This window comes from Paenibacillus sp. J31P13, from assembly GCF_056269295.1.
The window spans coordinates 177,664-195,168 of the sequence record NZ_JBWDNR010000004.1 but is presented as its reverse complement, the minus strand read 5'-3'; the positions used below and the strand labels follow the sequence as shown (position 1 = coordinate 195,168).

Sequence of the window (17,505 nt, the reverse complement as noted above, 5' to 3'; positions counted from 1 at the left end):
GAAGCTGCCGCTTTCGAAGGGATTTTTTCTTCGCAAACCTGAAGGAGGATACACCATGCAAGCCTTGTGGATTATCACAAGTGTCGTTTTTCTATTCGTTCTTATTATGCTTATCAATCGGAGATTGCTGCGCGAGCAGTATTCCATGCTTTGGCTATTATTTGGTGTCGTAATGCTTATCTTGTCAGTACGAGTTCAAATAATCGACTCTCTGGCACATGCTATCGGTATCGCATATGCGCCAGCACTTCTATTTTTAGTCGGTATTTTATTCTGTATCATGCTTATCCTGCATCTTACGGTTATTGTATCCAAATTGTCAGAAAAGGTCATTCGCCTTACGCAAGAGCTTGGCATATTACATCATGAATTGCATGAACAAGAACGGAAGAGGTCTAATTCCTAATGCCTTATATCGTATTATTATTTAATATCTTGTTGCTTGTTTCAGGTCAGCTGTTATGGAAAGCAGGAATGAACAAGCTTGATACAGCTAAAGGAGATTCTTGGGTTTCGCTTTTATGGTCACCCCATATTTGGTCTGGGCTTGTGTTGTACGGAATTGCAACCGTCTTATGGCTATATGTGCTTAAGAAGCTTCCGCTAAGCTTAGCTTATCCCTTGCAGAGTATGGCTTATGTCATTGCATTGGTTGCAGCCGTGCTTATTTTCCATGAAACGGTACCGATGCAACGGTGGGTTGGCGCAGCTATTATTTTAGTTGGCGTTATCGTACTTGCTTGGAAATAGTTGTTAGCTCGGCTGCATGCTTGTAAAAAATGAGGAGGATTTGGAACGTGGTAGAATGGGTAAAGAAAAATAAAACTTGGACGATTGCAGTCGTCCTCATTTTTATACTTGCAAGTTGGCTTAGGGCTGATTTCTTAACTTCAGTTAAGCATACGGTATCTCACGATACGATTTATTATAATGAAATGGTACACCGTCTTCTTGATGAAGGAATCTATGCATACAAAGAAGAAGTACCCAATGCCAGAGTAACGCCTGGTTACCCTCTGTTTATGACAGGGCTGTATTTGGTAGCGGATCAAATCGGAGTCGAGCCTTTTCCACTTATACGCTGGGTACAGGTTCTCATTAGCTTAGCTACACTAATCCTAATTTATATGATTGCTTTGCAAGCAACGAGAAGTAAATGGGTAGCTATTATTGCGTACTTTATCAGTGCGATTTATCATCCTTTTATTTGGTCAAATGGAGCAATTCTAACAGAAACGTTGGCTTTGTTCTTATTAATGGCTTATCTTTCTATGCAATTGTACGCATTCAAAACGCAAAGAAAGCGAGATGCAGCTTACGCCGGCTTGCTTTTAGGAATTACTGTTTTAGTCAGAGCGGAATTTTTGCCGCTGTTTGTACCACTTTATGGTGTATTTCTATTGCAACAGTGGTATAAGAAAAGCAGTGATCGTCAAAGATCAGCTCCAAATCAATCCAAACTCGCTATTTTCAAAAAAGTAGCTTTATTGGGTGTTATTACGGGTCTGTGTGTATCAGCAACGATGATGCCATGGTGGATTCGAAATATTGTATCATTGAATGAATTTGTAGTGACTGCATCACAATCCAATCCTTTCAAGGCTGGTACATTCCCTAATAAAGATTATACAGATAAAATTGTAGAGCAAAATGGCATGTCCCAAAATGAGTATGCCTGGGCACGCATTAAAGCAGGCTTCACACAGCAAACCTGGAAGTATGTGAAATGGTATACCGTAGGTAAGCTCAAATATACATATACGCATATGTTCTTTGGTTCGGGGCATTCCCCTATTTATCATGCATATCCTAATGTGGCATATTTGCATATTGCGATTATTTATGGCAGTATCATTCCGTTCCTGGCGCTCCTCTGGCGCTGGCGGCAACCGGCTACGATGCTTGCAGTTGTCATCTTAATAATGACGCTGATAAGGCTTATGTTCGTACCGGAATATCGATATAACTTTACGGTGATGCCGTTATTTATCATTTTATCGACATGGTTCGGTATGTACATTTTGCAAAAAATAGGTACGCTCGTAAAAGGCAAGAGAGCTTCGGCGTAGCCGCTGTTTTTGAATTTAAAAGGAGACCATCCTGCAATTGCAGGGTGGTCTTCTTTTGTAGGTGTGATGTAGATGGAGTGATACTGATTAAGTGATACAGATGAAGTGCTACAACTGAATAGTGCAGGTGGATTAAGTCTGTTCCGCACATTTATACGCAGCCGCAGCTCTTCTACTTTTAGTTAATACGACTGACGATCTTTAACATACATGAACTAGTCCGATTTTTTCTTTTTAGAAGTGAAGTTCGACGTGGATTTCGTGTCTTCAATCGTGTCATTGACGAAAGCCATATCTTGATTTTTAGCTTTCATGTTTGTTGTTCCTTTGTAATTACCCTTATGCGTTTGATTTTCCATATGATTGCCTCCTGTGCTGAGCTGAGTTCCGCCGAATGAGCGGTATTTAGTTGAATGAGATGCTCTTTTGCAAACGATGCTGTACTTCAATAGTATTTCCACTGCTGTGCTGACCATTCTCCAATTGATCATAATTATTGTTCTACTCATGGAAGAGAAGGGTGAAGAGCGAGTTGAAGAAGACCCCATGGAAGAAGACTCAGTGGAAGAACAAGGCAAGTATTCAAATTATGGGGTAATTAGCTTTTGTAAGGTGGGATACTGGGAGGAAGCTGATGCAAACATACTGAGCGAGTAACTCCAGTAACTAACACCAGTAAGTGACACCAGTAAGTAAACATAGGAAGTAAGTCGAAGATTTAACCAATAGATCCAGCTCATGAACGAACGAACTTAAGATCGGACCCAAAAATGAGACCAAAAGTCCAACTCAAGAACGAACGAACTCGAGAAAGAACCCAAGAGTGAACCAGAGAACGAACCGAAGAACCAACTGAAGAACGAACCCGAGAACGAACCCGAGAACGAACCAGAGAACGAACCTAAGAGCGAACCCGAGAGCGAACCAGAGAACGAACCCAAGAGCGAACCCAAGAGCGGTCCCAAAAGTAAGCCCAAGAGTAAACCCAAGAGTGAATGGACGTAAGAGCATCCCCAAGAATGAAACTGAAATTCCAACTCAAGAACCAACCCAAGAACCGACCTAAGAGCGAACCCAAAAGCCACCCCAAAAGCCACCCCAAAAGCCACCCCAAAAGCCACCCCAAAAGCCACCCAAAACAGGCAAAAGGGAGATGAAACTCATTGTTCGAATTAGTTAGTTTCAGTTTTTGACTCTAAATTCAAAGTAATTGTTTAAAACGGCTAGTTAGTTTCATGTTTTGAAATTATTATCCATAAATTGAATTTGTGAATTAATAGAATGTATCATTAGTTTCGATTTATGAAATTAACGGATTATAAAATAATTATTAATGATAGTTATATTCAAAAATTGAAACTAAACGAACTAAAAGTTAGTGTTTGCCTGCTTAGGAAGCATAGGAAATAGCATCTATACATAGTCAGCTTCTTCATTGGAATTTCGTCCAACAATTTGCTGTTCATGCATAATACTTTCAATGTAGGTGCTTCTAAGGTATAATATCGGGAGTTGTTTACTTTCGGGAAAATAGGGGTGTCTAATAGATGGCATTAAAAGCTGGTATCGTCGGTCTAGGGACGATACAGTGAGAGATGAAATTTATTTATTAAAGAGTTATTAAAAAAAGAAGGATTTTCCTCATGCACTGTAGAAAGTAGTTAACACACTACTTTCTACAGTGCATGTTCTCAAATGACTCTAATGCCCAATAAGGTGAAAAATAATGGATAATGCTCAATCAGTTCTTCAATTACATCTCCATCACGGTACTAACGATATCTTTTCTAAGTTAATTATAGATGGTGGTTTTCGCAAGCCTCCTGAAAGAAGAGATGATCATTGGTTAGGAAATGGTATTTATTTTTTTCGTGAGGATCGGGAACAAGCATACACTTGGGCTGTTTCTAGATTTAAATACTGCAGAGATACACGTGCTTACCATGTTATACAAACAACAATTACTATTGATGAGAAAAATTTCCTGAATCTTGATAGCAGAGGAGGCATGGAAGCTTTTAATGAGTTTCTTGCCCAAATCAAAAAAGAAGTTGGGAATGTTAAATTCAATAGCGTTAGTCCAGAAAAGTTAAGACATTTTATCATGAATTTGCTTCCTGAAAAGTATACTGTTATACAACGCACTTTTCCTGTCAAATCGAAATATGATGATAATGATGGACTTACAAAGATGAATCTGGGTTTACTTGGTGTACAGGTATGTGTTCGTAATGAAAAGGCAATAACTGATAAAGCATTAATCGTAAAAAAAGGGGAAAAACTAAGACGTATTTGATTGAAATGTACCCTTTTGGTTTAAATAAAGATTATGAGGTGAATAACATGTTAGACTTGAACTTAAACGATATTCTCAAACTTGCTGAAGAGATGGGAATTGATTATGAGGTCAATAGTCAAACTCCAGGTTTCTTTATCACTAAAGATCATGGTAAAGAGGAAAAAATTGAACTAGAACAGATCGTTTTGATCAATGACCAAGACATTCTAAACCGAATGGAAATTGATAAAACTATTACACAAATGTTGAAAAGCACAAAACCTACTCATAAACGCATGATTAAGTTATTAGAGAACAAGTATTTAGACTTCCCTTCTAACAGTTCAGAGGTGGCTTAGAATGAGAGCAGCTATTCAGTTAATTGATTATTATATTACTAATATTAATTTTAAATATACAAAAGCATCAAGTGATGTTGAAGAAAAAGGGTTAGAGTTTGGTCACAGCATTGAATATAAAGGATTTGATGAAGTAAAGATCGAAATTCAGTGTAATATAAGTGATGATTCTGGTCTTGAATTAGGTGTTACTTTAGTGGGGATTTTTGAAATTCAATGGGAACATCATGAAGAAGAGTGGGAATTACCTGAAGAGATTAGATCATTATGTGAACGAAATACTCTTACAATTTTATTCCCTTACCTTAGAAGTGCCGTTTCTGACATCTCCCTAAAAGCAAATATTGATCCGATTATTTTACCTACGATCAATATAGCTGCACTTTTGGAAAGTAGGAAAGAAACAAGCGAATATGAACAATAAGGGTTGAAAGTCCTCTTTACCTGAGGAATTTCAACCCTTTTATATTGAAACTGGCAACCATATAATTTCCACTTTCTCACCATCATGAATAACAATCTTTTGTATCAACTGACGGATCGCGTGCTTGCTTTTCAATCGATCTTCCCCTGAAATATCACTAAGCAACCTCATTGCATTCTGCTGCACACGCTCCTGCACTTTCTCAGCTTGTCCAGCATCAAGCTCATCAAGCAATTCTTGAAGTTTTTCTCTTTCCTCGTCGATACGAGCCCTAGCGAGCTTCAAATCATGTCCTGAGATTAAATCATCCTCATATGCCTCCAATTGTTTCTGCATACGCTTATCAAGCTTGTTGAGCCGCGAGATAACCGATTCACGTTCGAGAGTGGAATGATTTTCTTTTTTTGCTACGACTATTTTAAGATTTCTAGGCGAGGATGATGTAGCTAGGGTATCTATGGAAGCAATCACACTATTCTCAATTTCGTCTCTAGGTACATAATGATGATAGCAAATGCCTTTTTTTAAATAACCATCACATAAATATTGATATCGAATATTTTCTTGATTTAATCTCTTAGAAAAGCTTTTGTTTATCTTACCGTTCATTTTAGATTTGCAATGAGCGCATTCAACAAGTCCAGAGAGCAAATATCTATCTTCGTTAATAAACCTGCCTATGGTTTTACGTCCTTCAAACAGTTCGGAAATCTTAAAAAAAATCTCCTCATCCAATATTGGTTCATGATTCTCGAATATACGTATCCATTCATTCTCTGGTCGCATGATTACCTTAGTTCCTTTTTTATAGGTCTTATTATATACTGACCTACCTATCAACGTTTCGCGTCGGAGCAAATTTCGCAATGTACGATCATGCCAATCATTATTTTCTTTAGTTTTTACACCCATAGCGTTTAAGCGTTTAACGATTGACCTTCCACCCTCGCCAGCGAGTGCCCAGTTTGCCATTAGACGAACGTTTATTGATTCTTCAATGTTTGGTACTAATACTCCGTCAATGACGTCATAGCCGTAGCAGGGGCGTGTTATGACCTTGCCAACTTGCTTAGCTAGGGATAGCATATTGTCTTTGACGCGTTCCTTAATTCGCTCGCGTTCAAACTCTGCGAATGATCCAAGCAATTGAAGCGTTAACCGACCTGCAGATGTAGATGTATCGAAGCTCTCGGTAGATGACACGAATGGACAATCATAACGATCAAGAAATTCGATTGTTGTTAGTACATCTAATAGTTTACGACTGAGCCGATCAAGTTTTGTAGTTATAAGCCGATTAAATTTTCTAGACTTTACATCATGCAGCAATTTTGTTAATGCTGGTCGCCGTAAATCTTTTGCACTGAACCCATCATCCTCATAAAATAATGGTTCTGGCCATCCCATTGCTATACAATAAGCAATTAGTCTTTCGCGCTGCTCTAAAAGAGAGTTTCCTTTTTCTGCTTGTTCCTCGGTACTTACACGTATATAAGCAGCTATGTTCATTTATATTCATCCCTTCAAATCCAATGCAGGACAGATTTCACTTCGCATTGCAATGTATCCTCAATGTCTGAAATTCGCAACATGAATTGTTTTATTAAATTTTTATCAAATCCTAAACCGTCCGGAATACTCGAATTAATGTAACTCTCCAAAGTGGGGAGATGAATGCCAAAGCTTCCTGGATAATCTGATCTCAATACATAAACATGAGGAGGAATAGACAAGTTAATACTTTCGTTATCAAGGTCATAATATTTTAATTGTTCAAAAGGAGCTTCAATATCAACAAGGATCGTTCCTGTCCAATCGAGAAAAGATGCAGGGTATGCCATCCACACTGGAAGCAAAGTACCGTCAAATTCGTCATGTTCATAAATTACTGAAATCCGACTCATACCGATCTTACCCCTTTCTTAGCAAAGACTTGTCTTTGTAATTGATTAAGGATTCGATTCGTTTCATCCTTGTAAGCATACTTAGTAGGGGAAGGGGCTGTTCTTGCTTTGAAATTTCTATCACTTCGTTCCTTTTCAATCCTACCCATGATTTGTTTAACTCTTTTTTCAATAAAATTGGTTGGCAAAACAAACGCTTCTGATAAGACCCTAAGATAAGTTGACCAGTCATTGGTAGGTGTATGAGTAGCCAACATATATACAGGCATAGCAGCGAACAACTGAAATTGACTTGCTTGGGCTTCCTGAAGCCTTTGAAAGAGTTGTGGCATCTTACTTTGGTCTTGTATCCCGACGTGTCGCAGGGGATGGCACAACTCATGAAAAAACATCGTTCTACGTTCTTCCTCAGAGAGATACTTGTTAAAAAACATAAAGGAGTACCCGCCTTCCTCCCACTGTGCAAATGTTGGACCATCATAAAATCGTACTTCAATTTCGAATATTGCAGCCACGTTCTCGATTGTTAAGTCTCCAGCTGAATGAATACCGTTTGTTTTGTATTTATCGCTTATCCAAATTTCTAAATCAGATGGTTTATATAAATTCAAATTAAATATGTGCAAGAAAACCCCTCCGATGCAAACGTATGTTCTGTTTTATGGGTAAAAATAATAGCCCTAAGTAAAATGGGCTATTTTTTTATTTTTCTTTTTTTTCTTGAGTCTTTCTGTAAGCCTTTATAGCAGCCTCGGCAGCTGCTCTAGCTATATCTAATTCTTCCTCGGTATATTTTTCTGCACCTCCGAAGAAAGCTCGTCCTACATTTGTTTCATAATCAACGCTCTGTTTTTTGTTGATTTGATCCGTAGTGTTAACTGCTTGTGAAATTAAATTTGGATCGGAATTATTAGTTCTTTCAAGTAAAAAATCAGTAGTAGTTTTGTAATATTCAGCAAACCTACTTAAAAGGTCGGGATCGGGTTTTCTGGAATCAGCTTCGTATCTTGAAAGTTGAACATTTCCAATTTCTAAATCAGAAGCAACTTCCAATTGTGTTTTATGTAGTTTTTCTCTACATTCACGGAGACGTTTACCCAATGACATATTAAACCTTCCTTTTTAACGAAACGGTAATATAAACAATATATCATCTTTTCCATTGTGGAAAAATTAATTTTCCAAATCGGTAATAAAATTGTTGACTTATCCAAATTGGTAAAGTACTATTTAAATATAAGGTTTACCAATTCGGCAAAATGGAGGTGGTGAAAAAGTGAAACTCGATCTAAGCAAAATCAAGAAGCTCAGAAAAGAAAAAAAGATTTCGCTTGAAGAAATGGCAATATTTTTAGGTTATAAGACTGCGACGGGCTACTTTTATGCCGAAACAGGTAGGTGTAAATTCAAGCCGGATCAAATTCCGTTAATTGCAAAGAAACTTGAAGTGGATTTGGAGAGCCTTTTTTCATCTCATTTATTTGCCAATATGGCAATTAATTAGCTTCGAAAATAACTTATAGAAAGGAAAATTCTAATTGGGTAACCAAAACAAGAAAGAAAGACCACCATTAAAAATCGTTGCTCATTACATGTATGATCCGCACCACAAAGATCAACGTGTGCCATGTGATCCGAAAGAACACCCTCATTTAGTAAACAGAGCTGTGGAGTTAATGGCCTTCATACATACTGGTCAAATCCACAAGGTGGTAGAAAAATGACAAATGACTTAAAAAGTACCCGACATCCTGAATACTGATGTCGGGCAAGGTGGGGGAACGTTGGCAATGGTAAGTGATCAGCACAGTTGATCGGTATAACTGTATTGTAAGGCAGCAACGCCACCCTGAAATTCTAATTTGGAATATATTCTATATCGGAATATATGGGGGTGAATAATGAATGACAGCAGGAACATTTATGAAGATTTGCCGAGAGCAAGCGGGAATTAGCCAAGTAAAGCTGGCTAGACTCTTAAATCGCACACAGTCATGTATAAGCAAGCTTGAAAAAGATCAGAAGACATGGGACATACATACGTTTAGGGATTGGACAAGACTTACAAACCAAGCTGAGGCAGGGATAGCTTTCTTATATGGTGTTGATCCAGTCTCAATTTTACAAACAGTGATGCAAATTTCAGGAGCAGCTTAAAAGGGAGGATTTATTTATGTCGAGAGAACGATTGGTGGCGGAAGCTCGCGCAGTTGGACAAGCAGCTAAGCATAATTTGAGGTTCATACGGAGCAATCCCGATAAGGTGGATCAAAACAAAGTGTCGGACATGGAAGCATATTTGGAAATGTTAATTCGATTTGAGGCTTATGAAAAAGAAAATGCCCGTCGGCTAGGACGGACATCGTTGAGAACCCAGCTAAGGAATCTCGTTGTGTCTATTATAGCACAACCAAGAGAAACAGTCTAAGAGATTGTAAGACTAGAACGATATAGGCGATTGCCTTTATCGTCGGGCATCCTAAGCGTTTGCTTGGGGCTTCCGACGATGCAGGGTAAGTAGGCATCACTAGGGAGGGTTTACTGATGAACGTCGGTAAGGGCGATATTGTACGTACTTTGAATGGCGACAAAGGTGAAGTAATTGAAGTATGGGGAGCCGATCGTGCATTTATTCGCCTAAAACGCAATTCTGATGGAAGGTCAATCCCAATGTTTGAATCCGAGGTTTCCGAAATCATTGATTGTTTTCGGAAAACCACAATGAAAGGAGTGAAGTGGTCATGAAAAATGGTAAACGGCCTACACGGCGACAAAAGCAAGCAATTGCATACGTAAAGCTTGTTCCAGTTAATTGGCTTGTATTTAAATCCGAGCCAGGTCAGTTGCATATTGTACATCGCTTAACTGGCACTACCAAAGTCATTCCGGCTTAAACACATACAAGAGCTTCCAGCAGATGAGAGAGGAGGGATCAGCATTGGCGTGGATAGAAAGCCATCAGGAGTTAGCAAGGCATCCTAAAACAAAGAAGCTGGCTCGTAAGCTTGGTGTAACTCTACCAGCTGCCATCGGTCACTTACATATGTTTTGGTGGTGGGCTATGGATTTTGCACAGGATGGAGACATCACATCTTTTGATCCGGAAGATATTGCAGATGCAGTTGATTGGCCTGCTGAAAAAGCAGATAAGCTTCTAGACGCTTTATTCACAGCAGAGTTTATCGATCAAACTGAGGAACTTACCGTCATCCATGATTGGTTCGATTACGCAGGACGTCTAATGGACAGGCGTGAACAAAACAAAGAACGGAAGAGGAAGTCACGCGCAAAACGTGTAGACGAAAAGAATGGTCACACGCCTGTCACGCACCCGTCACAAGGTGCAGAAAGTGACGGCATAAATGGTCATGGGGCTACCGTACCTAACCGTACCGTACCTAACCTAACCATACCTAACCTAACCATACCTAACAGTACAGTACAAGAAGAATTAAATAATACTACTGCTACTGCTGATGTACCGAATCCGTTCCGGCTATTCGAATCAGAAGGATTTGGAACGATAAGTGCAACCATAGCGGAAAGATTAGGTGATTTGATAGATGGCTATGGTGAAAGATGGGTTTGCGAAGCTATGAAAGCAGCTGTGATTGCTGGGAAAAGGACTATACCTTATGTATCTGCTATTTTACAGCGTTATAAAACAACAGGTATAGATGAGCCTTGGACAGTTGATAAGCCTGTTATAGCCAAAACTGTTCGAGGGCAATCCGGTCGCTCAGGAAAGACAATGATCGACATTGTGCCAGAAGGTACGAAGCAGACCCAAATGACAGATGGTGAAATGCGTGAACTATGCGATCTCATGCATAAGTCCAGCAGTAAACCGCCACCGACTGAGCAGGAATACACTGAATTTATTTCAAAAATGCTCAGAAAGGAGTTAGTGCCTAAATAATGAGACAGGAAGCAGCTAGAAGAAACAGAGTAATTGTTTGCGAGGAACTTAATCATATTTGGGATCAGCAAGAGATTGATGAGTTCTTACGCCTTTGGAAAGAAGGCTATACGGTGCATCAAATTGCTGAATTCTTCAAGCGTAAACCCAAGGAAATTGCTTTGTTGCTTATTAACACTCTCACTGGTGATCAACTAAGAAAGCTTATAGGTTATCAATGGGGAGAAAAGTCAGTACGAGTAAAGCGTGGTTCTATTATCGACGAGGGCTGTGTGATTAAAAAGTTTGAATGCATGGACTAATTCAATTCTAGGAGGTAAAGCAATGTTAGTACAGGCAAAAGCAAAGCTGCAGGCAGAGATCGACGGAAATAAGAGCAATGATTATGTGAATTATATCGGCCTTTTCCTTCTCGCACATTTGGCCAGTCATCCAGAAGCTGCTGGCAACATTCTCGCAGAAGGCAAAACGATTCAAAAAAGTTTAACAACAATGGCGTCCGAAGCGAGAAAAAAACAATCAAACGGAATGGCGATGTTAACCCCGCAAGAAGCTTTTTCAAGCGTATTGAAGTATTTCGGTATAGGCGGGAAAGCAGAAATCACGCTACCCGTAGTCCTAGCTCAAGAGCCAGCGTCAAGCAGCAATTTCAGTGTTAGCCTTGACGATTATTTGTGAGAGAGGTGTTCATGATGCCTCAAAATAATGATCCAGGTTTCGAAGAATTCAAGGCGCATTTCCCGTTGAAAATAAGTCGTGAAATCGTCGATTATGCAGAAAATGTAGCTTTAAAGAGAAGTAGATACTTGTTCACTTATCGAATATCAGGCATCCAGTCAGCCTACTGCACGCATTGTAATAAGCAATTTGTTACTAATGGGCAATTGAAAGAAGGGACCTCTGAAAGTTGCAAATATTGCCTGTCAATGTGCCTAGTTAAAGCCAGCGGACGTGGTCGGTCACGAATGCAAGATGAAGCATTTTTCATTCACTATGAAAAATCAATAATCAACCCGAATGCCATTATTGCTAGAGGCATACTGGTTGGACGAGATTACGATAAGGACTTTAAAAACGTTAAAACTTATTACAACTGTAGCTATATGTATCTTTTTGAAATGGGCAATGCAGAAATGTATAAATTAACGTTTGGTGGTCATTGGATTAAAAGAAAGAACATTCTATCTGTTTTCTATACAGACATGAAATATAAGGTCTGTTCGGTCTCAAGTGACAATATAAAAGATGCGGTTAGCAACACGCCTTTCCGTTACAGCACATGGGAATCCTATTTTGGCGATGAGAGTCCGGACATGCTTAAATTTTTCGAGCTTTATGCGAATTACCCGAGTGTTGAGTACCTCACAAAGTTAGGGATGCAAGCTATAGTAACGACTAAGCTTGTAGGAGGACAAACCTTAGGGGTTATTAATTGGCGAGGAAGAACAATCGAGAAAGTATTGCGATTAAGCAAGGCAGAAGCTAAAGAGTGGGTCAAGCAGCCATTCAGAGGCGGAGTAAGATCACTTTACAGTTATCATTTTTATAAGAAACGCGGGATTAATCTTAATTTTCTACAAGCCCATTTAGTAAATGATTTTTCAGAACAGTATCGACTGAGTGACATTAATAAGCTTACATCTTACGCTTCTTTCGAAACTATCATTCGATATTTCCTTAAGCAACTTGATAGAGAAGGTAAGGATAAGTACTATGGAAACGCTAGTAACGTGTTGTATGACTGGAGAGATTATATTAAAGAGTGCCAAGAACTGGGCATGGATTTAGAGCAAGAAAATATTTTATTTCCAAATAATCTTCATGCTGCTCATCAGAAAACGTTGGCAAAGATAAAGATTAAGCGGAATCAGAATCTAAATAAAATGATAGCCAAGCGAATGAAAGAACTTGCGAAATACCACTATGAAAAAGAAGGTCTCTTTATAAGAGCAGCAACGTCCAGTGAAGAGTTGTTTCAAGAGGGCAAAGCTTTGAGTCACTGTGTAGGCTCATACTCATCAAGCTATGCCGAAGGCAAGAAAGACTTGTTAGTTCTGCGGAGATCCGATGAACCTGAAAAACCTTATTACACCATGGAGATCCAAGAGGGTAAAATCGTCCAATGTAGAGGGTTTAAAAATTGCCAAGCATCGCAGGAAGTTGAAGCGTTTGTTAAATCGTTTACTAATGCGAGGCTTAAAAAGAAACGGTCAAAACTTAGTATGAAATCCCAAAACGAACAGCCGAACGCTCGGCAGGAGGTAGCAGTATGACGCAGTTAGCTATTAGAACGGTTCACGATATTGCTGTTGAAATCAAGACGATTGAAGCTCAGGCATATGAATTCGTTTTACAATCTAGCATCGATGTTGGAAGACGATTAACGGAAGCTAAAGGGCTTTTGCAGCATGGAGAATGGACGAATTGGCTTAATGATCATGTTGATTATAGCCAATCTAAAGCTAATAATCTCATGAACGTCTATAAGGAATATGGCAATACAAATTCCAAAGCGCTTGGTAATTTGCCGCTAACTCATGCGCAATTATTAATTTCAATTCCTGCAGAGGAAAGAGAAAAATTTGTTGAAGAGAATAAAGTCGAGGATGTGTCTTCGCGCGAATTACAAAAAATGATTAAGGATAAGAAAGAACTAGAGAAAAAACTTAAAGAAAGCAGAGCTTTAGCAGACCAAGAACGCTTAGAACGCGAAAAACTTTCGAGAAGTCTAGCTGAAATGGAACGTCAGAACGCTAATCATTTTGAACTTGCAGAAAACTACAAAAAGCAGATAGAAGAAGCTAACGCAGCTGGTAATAATGATGAAGCAGTTCGATTGCAGGAAGCACTATCCAAATCTGAAAGTGAACTAGCGGACAAGCTTAAAGCCATTAAAAAGCTAGAGGAAGAACTTAAAAAGAAGCCTATAGAAGTGGTTTCGACACCTGTTGAAATTGAAAAAGTTCCCGAAGCTATAGAGAAAGAGCTTGCGGAATTGAGATCTAAAGTAAGTAAGCAAACAAATGCTGAATTTAAGATACGTTTTGAAGCACTTGGTAAGAGTTTTCAAGAGTTGTTTGCTTCTCTGGCAACCATGCCTGATGAAGAACAAGCAAAGTGCAAAGGTGCAGCATCGGCAATGATTAATAAAATGATAGCTCAGCTTTAATCATGTTTATCTTTTTCTTTTATCAACAAACTGAAAGCCTGGCGCGGCCGACTCTGATTTTGGAGGAAGATTCAGAACATGAAGAAGTGCCGAACGCCAATAAATTCAAATGGAAGAATCGATTAGCACTCATCGAGATCCTTGCATTTGAATTTACCGACAATGGAGGGAAGTTCGATTCAGCCTTACGATCAATACGATTATCGGATTATGCTTACTACGCTTCAAAAATGCCAAACAAGCAGAAGGGTTTGCTTAAAAAAGAGGTCATCAAACGGAGCGCAGATATTTGTTACATGCGTGACGCTGCAGCTGTTGGGGATATCGTCAGAGTACCGAAGTTAGTAGAAAACACACTTTTAGGCGGTTATATCCGTGATGGTCGTAAGCTTGTGGAAGGAACTATTACCAATAAGGAATTAATCGCTTCAAGCTGGCGATACACCGTTCGCCGGATAGAGGACGGACAAATTCAAAAGGGTAATGGTCATATGATTAAAGAAATTGTAACGAGATGCGATGCGTTTCAATGAATATTTAGAGGTGATTGTCTATGTCGGCTCAGGCTCATCTAAGTCCTAAAGCGTTGCAAATGATAAATAATGCCCTAACGCCTGTTATTGAGTCGGGAAAAAGAATAGAACGCATTAAGCTTATGGTTTGTCCAAAGTCACCGATAGCGCAAGAATCAGTTATCGACACAGTTTATGGATTGTTGTTAGTAGTACCAGGAGATTATGTGAAGAAGGGCAACTCTTATCTTATAGAAAGCCCATTGACTAGAGGAGGGATAGGTTTTAATTGGGTATCGAAGCAATCTACAGGAAAATAAAAAAAATCCTTCGGTAGCTGTTGGGGAACGGACTCCGAAGGATTTAAGCAAATCTCATCTTCTATTATAACAGAGAGGATGAGGGGAATGTTGGCAATGGCAGACTGGAATCGGTATGAAGGTCAATTGAGGTTATTTCCTGAGGCTACAGATATCGATTTGTTGAAGGTAAGAATAATCCTGAAAGATTATGTTAAGACGTTGAGAGACCTCGATGCATATGAAGCAAATCAAGACGAAATAAATATTGAAATAAATAAATATAAAGGTTTATTAAATAACGTTGAAAGAGCCGTGAACTTAATTTCAGATGATGAAATTCGCTCGATCATTCATTATAGGTTCATTAGAGGATTCCCGCGTAAAGCCGTTATAGTTAAATTCTTTTTAATTACTGAGAGGTCCATTGATAGAAAAATTAATGAGGGTATTGCTTCAGTAGCAAATACACTTAAATTGTGGGGCGATTTGTAAAACTGTCTGTATTAAGTCTTTTTCACGAAGTAATGCGTCAGCACGTTAACCCAGCATAAAGGTACAGTTAGATCATAAGAAGAGCGGAAACGCTCGGGTGATCCTACTGTACCTTTATCAATTGTAGGACTCGGTCACGCGGTGGGTTGTTAAAACCTTAGGCGCTAGTCGCCAAGCGTGTGATGATGAGGTGGGGTTAAATGCCCTATACAAGGAGACGATTGTCCCTTGTTCAGTTTATCGGATCATTCCGATCAGTTGAAGAACGGATAAGATTATTTGCTGTCCATGTGGGCAGCTTTTTTTATTTTCTAAAAGGAGCGTGATTGAATGGGAGCTAAGAAGAAATCGCCGCCGATCGTCCAGCCGCTTAAATGTCGCGGATGCATATGGGGGAGATGGCAGGATACGGTTCAAGTGTGCAGTAGAGTTAGATGTCCAAAGGAGATTACTGATAAACAGATTACTTAAGTATTTGGTTATTTGAATACAAAAAAAGCCGCAAGGATTCTTTCCCGCGACTCTTCGACCGATGCTTTCGGATATGACCTGATATTAGCATATTCAGCAGGATAATGGAAGTATTTGTCGAAAAATTGTTGAGGGGGGTGTATACAGAATGAATGGACCATTTACAGGAATTTGGGAAAACATATTTGAGCCTGTATTATTTTGGGTGATTCTGCCTGGTCTAGTTATTGGTTTAATAGCTAAAAAGAAATATAGAAAAGGGCAAAATGGTTTTTTATTAGGTGCAGGAATTGGGATAGTACTAGCCAGCTTGATCGGTCCATGGTCTTAACTGTATGAATCAGAGGATCTTCTGAGCACCTTCGGGTGCTTTTTATTTTGCCTAAAATCCCAAACGATTGGGAATATGAGTGAGGTGGTGGTATGAACTTTGTTCAACCGATCTACGATCAGGAAACAATCGATCAGATCAAACAATATTTAATGAATCAAAGCTATCGAAATTATATGATGTTTGTTTTTGGAATCAATACCGGACTTCGTATTCAAGACATTTTAAAGGTGCGAGTAGTTGAAGTGCGAGATGTGAAGAATGATTTACTTGTTATTGTGGAAATGAAAACAGGTAAAAAGAGAATTATAGAAATCAATCCTTCACTCAAACGAGAGATTAAAAAGTATACAGCAAAAATGAGTGATGATGAATATCTTTTCCAATCCAGGCAGGGTGGGAAGAATAAGCCTATAAAACGTGACATGGCTTACAAGATCATGCGTGCTGCAGCGAGAGAATTTGGTTTGATAGATATTGGGACACACACCTTAAGGAAAACTTTCGGCTATCATATGTATCAGAAAACAAAGGACATCACCCTTGTTCAAACAATGCTAAATCATTCGGACAAGGCTATAACGATGAGGTATATCGGAATGGATCAGGCTATGATGAACAATGCAATGAGACGCTTTGGCTTATGAGTTATTCATATTTAACGAGTATGTAACTGGTTTTCAGAAAACGTAACAAACCCTTATCAGATCAAGGAAAACAGCAGAGAAACGAGTTATGCTCTCTATTAAGATATGAGGAACTGGAGTGCTATGCATTTTATGCAGGTTTTCGGGAAATGTTGTAGGAAATAATATAAGAAAAACAGTGTTTCGGAGTACGTGGAATAAGGGTTCTTAGTACAATTTCCAGTAAGGTAAAACATATGAATATTTATACATTAGATATGAGGTGACGCAAATGACGCTACCGTTCTATAAATCAACTCGTTGGAAGCACAAGCGTGAGAAGATCTTACGGCGAGATGAGTACGGATGCAAAGAATGTAAGAGATACGGAAAGTCCGCGCCAGCAAAGACGGTACACCATATTAATCCACTTGAGAGACACCCGGAACTTGCGTTAGCGAGTTGGAACCTGGTGTCTCTTTGCAATTCATGTCACGATGAAATGCATGACAGAATAAATGGAAAATTAACCGAAAAAGGAAAAAGGTTGAGAGACAGAACATCCCCCCCTTAAATTTTTTTAGAATTTAAAAGCTCAAGGGACCGTAGGGGGGAGCCTTTTCCACTAGTGCGGATCTCACAAACATTT

At 39.1% G+C, this 17,505-nt stretch carries 28 protein-coding genes; 23 read left to right on the top strand and 5 right to left on the bottom strand.

Going from position 1 to position 17,505, the window contains the following annotated elements:
- The first annotated feature begins 55 nt into the window (after positions 1–55).
- The 3 genes from AC0YOD_RS15230 to AC0YOD_RS15220 are packed head-to-tail and all read left to right on the top strand — an operon-like array spanning position 56 to position 2,069.
- Positions 56–406, top strand: coding sequence for a DUF2304 domain-containing protein (locus AC0YOD_RS15230; protein WP_475800173.1), 351 nt, complete (start codon positions 56–58; stop codon positions 404–406).
- Entirely contained in the window at positions 406–750 is a 345-nt protein-coding gene (locus AC0YOD_RS15225) for an EamA family transporter (protein WP_475800172.1), read from the top strand. The genes AC0YOD_RS15230 and AC0YOD_RS15225 overlap by 1 nt, the downstream gene beginning before the upstream one ends.
- Before the next feature lie 47 nt (positions 751–797).
- Positions 798–2,069 (top strand): phospholipid carrier-dependent glycosyltransferase, encoded by a 1,272-nt coding sequence (locus AC0YOD_RS15220; RefSeq protein WP_475800171.1) that lies wholly within the window; start codon positions 798–800, stop codon positions 2,067–2,069.
- 215 nt (positions 2,070–2,284) lie between these two features.
- On the opposite strand, the gene AC0YOD_RS15215 is transcribed toward AC0YOD_RS15220, so the two are convergent.
- Complete coding sequence (locus AC0YOD_RS15215; RefSeq protein WP_475800170.1) at positions 2,285–2,428, bottom strand: hypothetical protein; 144 nt, start codon at positions 2,426–2,428, stop codon at positions 2,285–2,287.
- 67 nt (positions 2,429–2,495) lie between these two features.
- Here AC0YOD_RS15215 and AC0YOD_RS15210 point away from each other — a divergent pair, with 67 nt between their 5' ends.
- The 4 genes from AC0YOD_RS15210 (at position 2,496) to AC0YOD_RS15195 (ending at position 5,130) form a co-directional block, all read left to right on the top strand.
- Entirely contained in the window at positions 2,496–2,726 is a 231-nt protein-coding gene (locus tag AC0YOD_RS15210; protein ID WP_475800169.1) for a hypothetical protein, read from the top strand.
- 1,069 nt (positions 2,727–3,795) lie between these two features.
- Positions 3,796–4,365, top strand: coding sequence for a hypothetical protein (locus AC0YOD_RS15205; protein ID WP_475800168.1), 570 nt, complete (start codon positions 3,796–3,798; stop codon positions 4,363–4,365).
- Entirely contained in the window at positions 4,362–4,706 is a 345-nt protein-coding gene (locus AC0YOD_RS15200) for a hypothetical protein (protein ID WP_475800167.1), read from the top strand. The genes AC0YOD_RS15205 and AC0YOD_RS15200 overlap by 4 nt, the downstream gene beginning before the upstream one ends.
- Before the next feature lies 1 nt (position 4,707).
- Complete coding sequence (locus AC0YOD_RS15195; protein ID WP_475800166.1) at positions 4,708–5,130, top strand: protein-export chaperone SecB; 423 nt, start codon at positions 4,708–4,710, stop codon at positions 5,128–5,130.
- A 39-nt stretch (positions 5,131–5,169) separates the two neighbouring features.
- Here AC0YOD_RS15195 and AC0YOD_RS15190 read toward each other — a convergent pair whose 3' ends face one another.
- The 4 genes from AC0YOD_RS15190 to AC0YOD_RS15175 all read right to left on the bottom strand — a co-directional run bounded on the left by AC0YOD_RS15190 (position 5,170) and on the right by AC0YOD_RS15175 (position 8,141).
- Entirely contained in the window at positions 5,170–6,639 is a 1,470-nt protein-coding gene (locus AC0YOD_RS15190) for a recombinase family protein (RefSeq protein WP_475800165.1), read from the bottom strand.
- 14 nt (positions 6,640–6,653) lie between these two features.
- The gene (locus tag AC0YOD_RS15185; RefSeq protein ID WP_475800164.1) at positions 6,654–7,034 is read right to left on the bottom strand and encodes a hypothetical protein; all 381 of its coding nucleotides are present in this window, start codon (positions 7,032–7,034) and stop codon (positions 6,654–6,656) included.
- Positions 7,031–7,660, bottom strand: a complete 630-nt coding sequence (locus AC0YOD_RS15180) for an ImmA/IrrE family metallo-endopeptidase (protein ID WP_475800163.1) — start codon at positions 7,658–7,660, stop codon at positions 7,031–7,033. The genes AC0YOD_RS15185 and AC0YOD_RS15180 overlap by 4 nt, the downstream gene beginning before the upstream one ends.
- Positions 7,661–7,736: 76 nt before the next feature.
- On the bottom strand, positions 7,737–8,141 hold the full coding sequence (locus AC0YOD_RS15175; RefSeq protein WP_475800162.1) for a helix-turn-helix domain-containing protein: 405 nt from the start codon (positions 8,139–8,141) through the stop codon (positions 7,737–7,739).
- Between the two features lie 169 nt (positions 8,142–8,310).
- On the opposite strand from AC0YOD_RS15175, the gene AC0YOD_RS15170 reads away from it, so the two are divergent.
- The 16 genes from AC0YOD_RS15170 to AC0YOD_RS15095 all read left to right on the top strand — a co-directional run bounded on the left by AC0YOD_RS15170 (position 8,311) and on the right by AC0YOD_RS15095 (position 17,430).
- Entirely contained in the window at positions 8,311–8,538 is a 228-nt protein-coding gene (locus AC0YOD_RS15170) for an XRE family transcriptional regulator (protein WP_475800161.1), read from the top strand.
- A gap of 401 nt (positions 8,539–8,939) precedes the next feature.
- On the top strand, positions 8,940–9,191 hold the full coding sequence (locus AC0YOD_RS15165; protein WP_475800160.1) for a helix-turn-helix domain-containing protein: 252 nt from the start codon (positions 8,940–8,942) through the stop codon (positions 9,189–9,191).
- A gap of 16 nt (positions 9,192–9,207) precedes the next feature.
- The gene (locus AC0YOD_RS15160) at positions 9,208–9,462 is read left to right on the top strand and encodes a hypothetical protein (RefSeq protein ID WP_475800159.1); all 255 of its coding nucleotides are present in this window, start codon (positions 9,208–9,210) and stop codon (positions 9,460–9,462) included.
- A gap of 116 nt (positions 9,463–9,578) precedes the next feature.
- On the top strand, positions 9,579–9,779 hold the full coding sequence (locus AC0YOD_RS15155; protein WP_475800158.1) for a hypothetical protein: 201 nt from the start codon (positions 9,579–9,581) through the stop codon (positions 9,777–9,779).
- Positions 9,776–9,928, top strand: a complete 153-nt coding sequence (locus AC0YOD_RS15150) for a DUF6906 family protein (RefSeq protein WP_475800157.1) — start codon at positions 9,776–9,778, stop codon at positions 9,926–9,928. Before AC0YOD_RS15155 ends, AC0YOD_RS15150 begins: the two co-directional genes overlap by 4 nt.
- 44 nt (positions 9,929–9,972) lie before the next feature.
- Entirely contained in the window at positions 9,973–10,953 is a 981-nt protein-coding gene (locus tag AC0YOD_RS15145) for a DnaD domain-containing protein (RefSeq protein ID WP_475800156.1), read from the top strand.
- Positions 10,953–11,255, top strand: coding sequence for a hypothetical protein (locus AC0YOD_RS15140; protein WP_475800155.1), 303 nt, complete (start codon positions 10,953–10,955; stop codon positions 11,253–11,255). The genes AC0YOD_RS15145 and AC0YOD_RS15140 overlap by 1 nt, the downstream gene beginning before the upstream one ends.
- 22 nt (positions 11,256–11,277) lie before the next feature.
- Positions 11,278–11,631, top strand: coding sequence for a hypothetical protein (locus AC0YOD_RS15135; RefSeq protein ID WP_475800154.1), 354 nt, complete (start codon positions 11,278–11,280; stop codon positions 11,629–11,631).
- Positions 11,632–11,645: 14 nt separating this feature from the next.
- A complete protein-coding gene (locus tag AC0YOD_RS15130) occupies positions 11,646–13,226 on the top strand; it encodes a PcfJ domain-containing protein (RefSeq protein WP_475800153.1) in 1,581 nt (526 codons plus the stop codon).
- On the top strand, positions 13,223–14,122 hold the full coding sequence (locus tag AC0YOD_RS15125; RefSeq protein ID WP_475800152.1) for a DUF3102 domain-containing protein: 900 nt from the start codon (positions 13,223–13,225) through the stop codon (positions 14,120–14,122). Before AC0YOD_RS15130 ends, AC0YOD_RS15125 begins: the two co-directional genes overlap by 4 nt.
- Before the next feature lie 59 nt (positions 14,123–14,181).
- On the top strand, positions 14,182–14,655 hold the full coding sequence (locus AC0YOD_RS15120; protein ID WP_475800151.1) for a hypothetical protein: 474 nt from the start codon (positions 14,182–14,184) through the stop codon (positions 14,653–14,655).
- Positions 14,656–14,675: 20 nt separating this feature from the next.
- Entirely contained in the window at positions 14,676–14,954 is a 279-nt protein-coding gene (locus AC0YOD_RS15115) for a hypothetical protein (protein WP_475800150.1), read from the top strand.
- Positions 14,955–15,041: 87 nt separating this feature from the next.
- A complete protein-coding gene (locus tag AC0YOD_RS15110; RefSeq protein ID WP_475800149.1) occupies positions 15,042–15,428 on the top strand; it encodes a hypothetical protein in 387 nt (128 codons plus the stop codon).
- 619 nt (positions 15,429–16,047) lie between these two features.
- The gene (locus AC0YOD_RS15105) at positions 16,048–16,230 is read left to right on the top strand and encodes a hypothetical protein (RefSeq protein ID WP_475800148.1); all 183 of its coding nucleotides are present in this window, start codon (positions 16,048–16,050) and stop codon (positions 16,228–16,230) included.
- 92 nt (positions 16,231–16,322) lie between these two features.
- On the top strand, positions 16,323–16,877 hold the full coding sequence (locus AC0YOD_RS15100; protein ID WP_475800147.1) for a site-specific integrase: 555 nt from the start codon (positions 16,323–16,325) through the stop codon (positions 16,875–16,877).
- Positions 16,878–17,148: 271 nt separating this feature from the next.
- Positions 17,149–17,430, top strand: a complete 282-nt coding sequence (locus tag AC0YOD_RS15095) for an HNH endonuclease (RefSeq protein ID WP_475800541.1) — start codon at positions 17,149–17,151, stop codon at positions 17,428–17,430.
- Positions 17,431–17,505 lie beyond the last annotated feature (75 nt).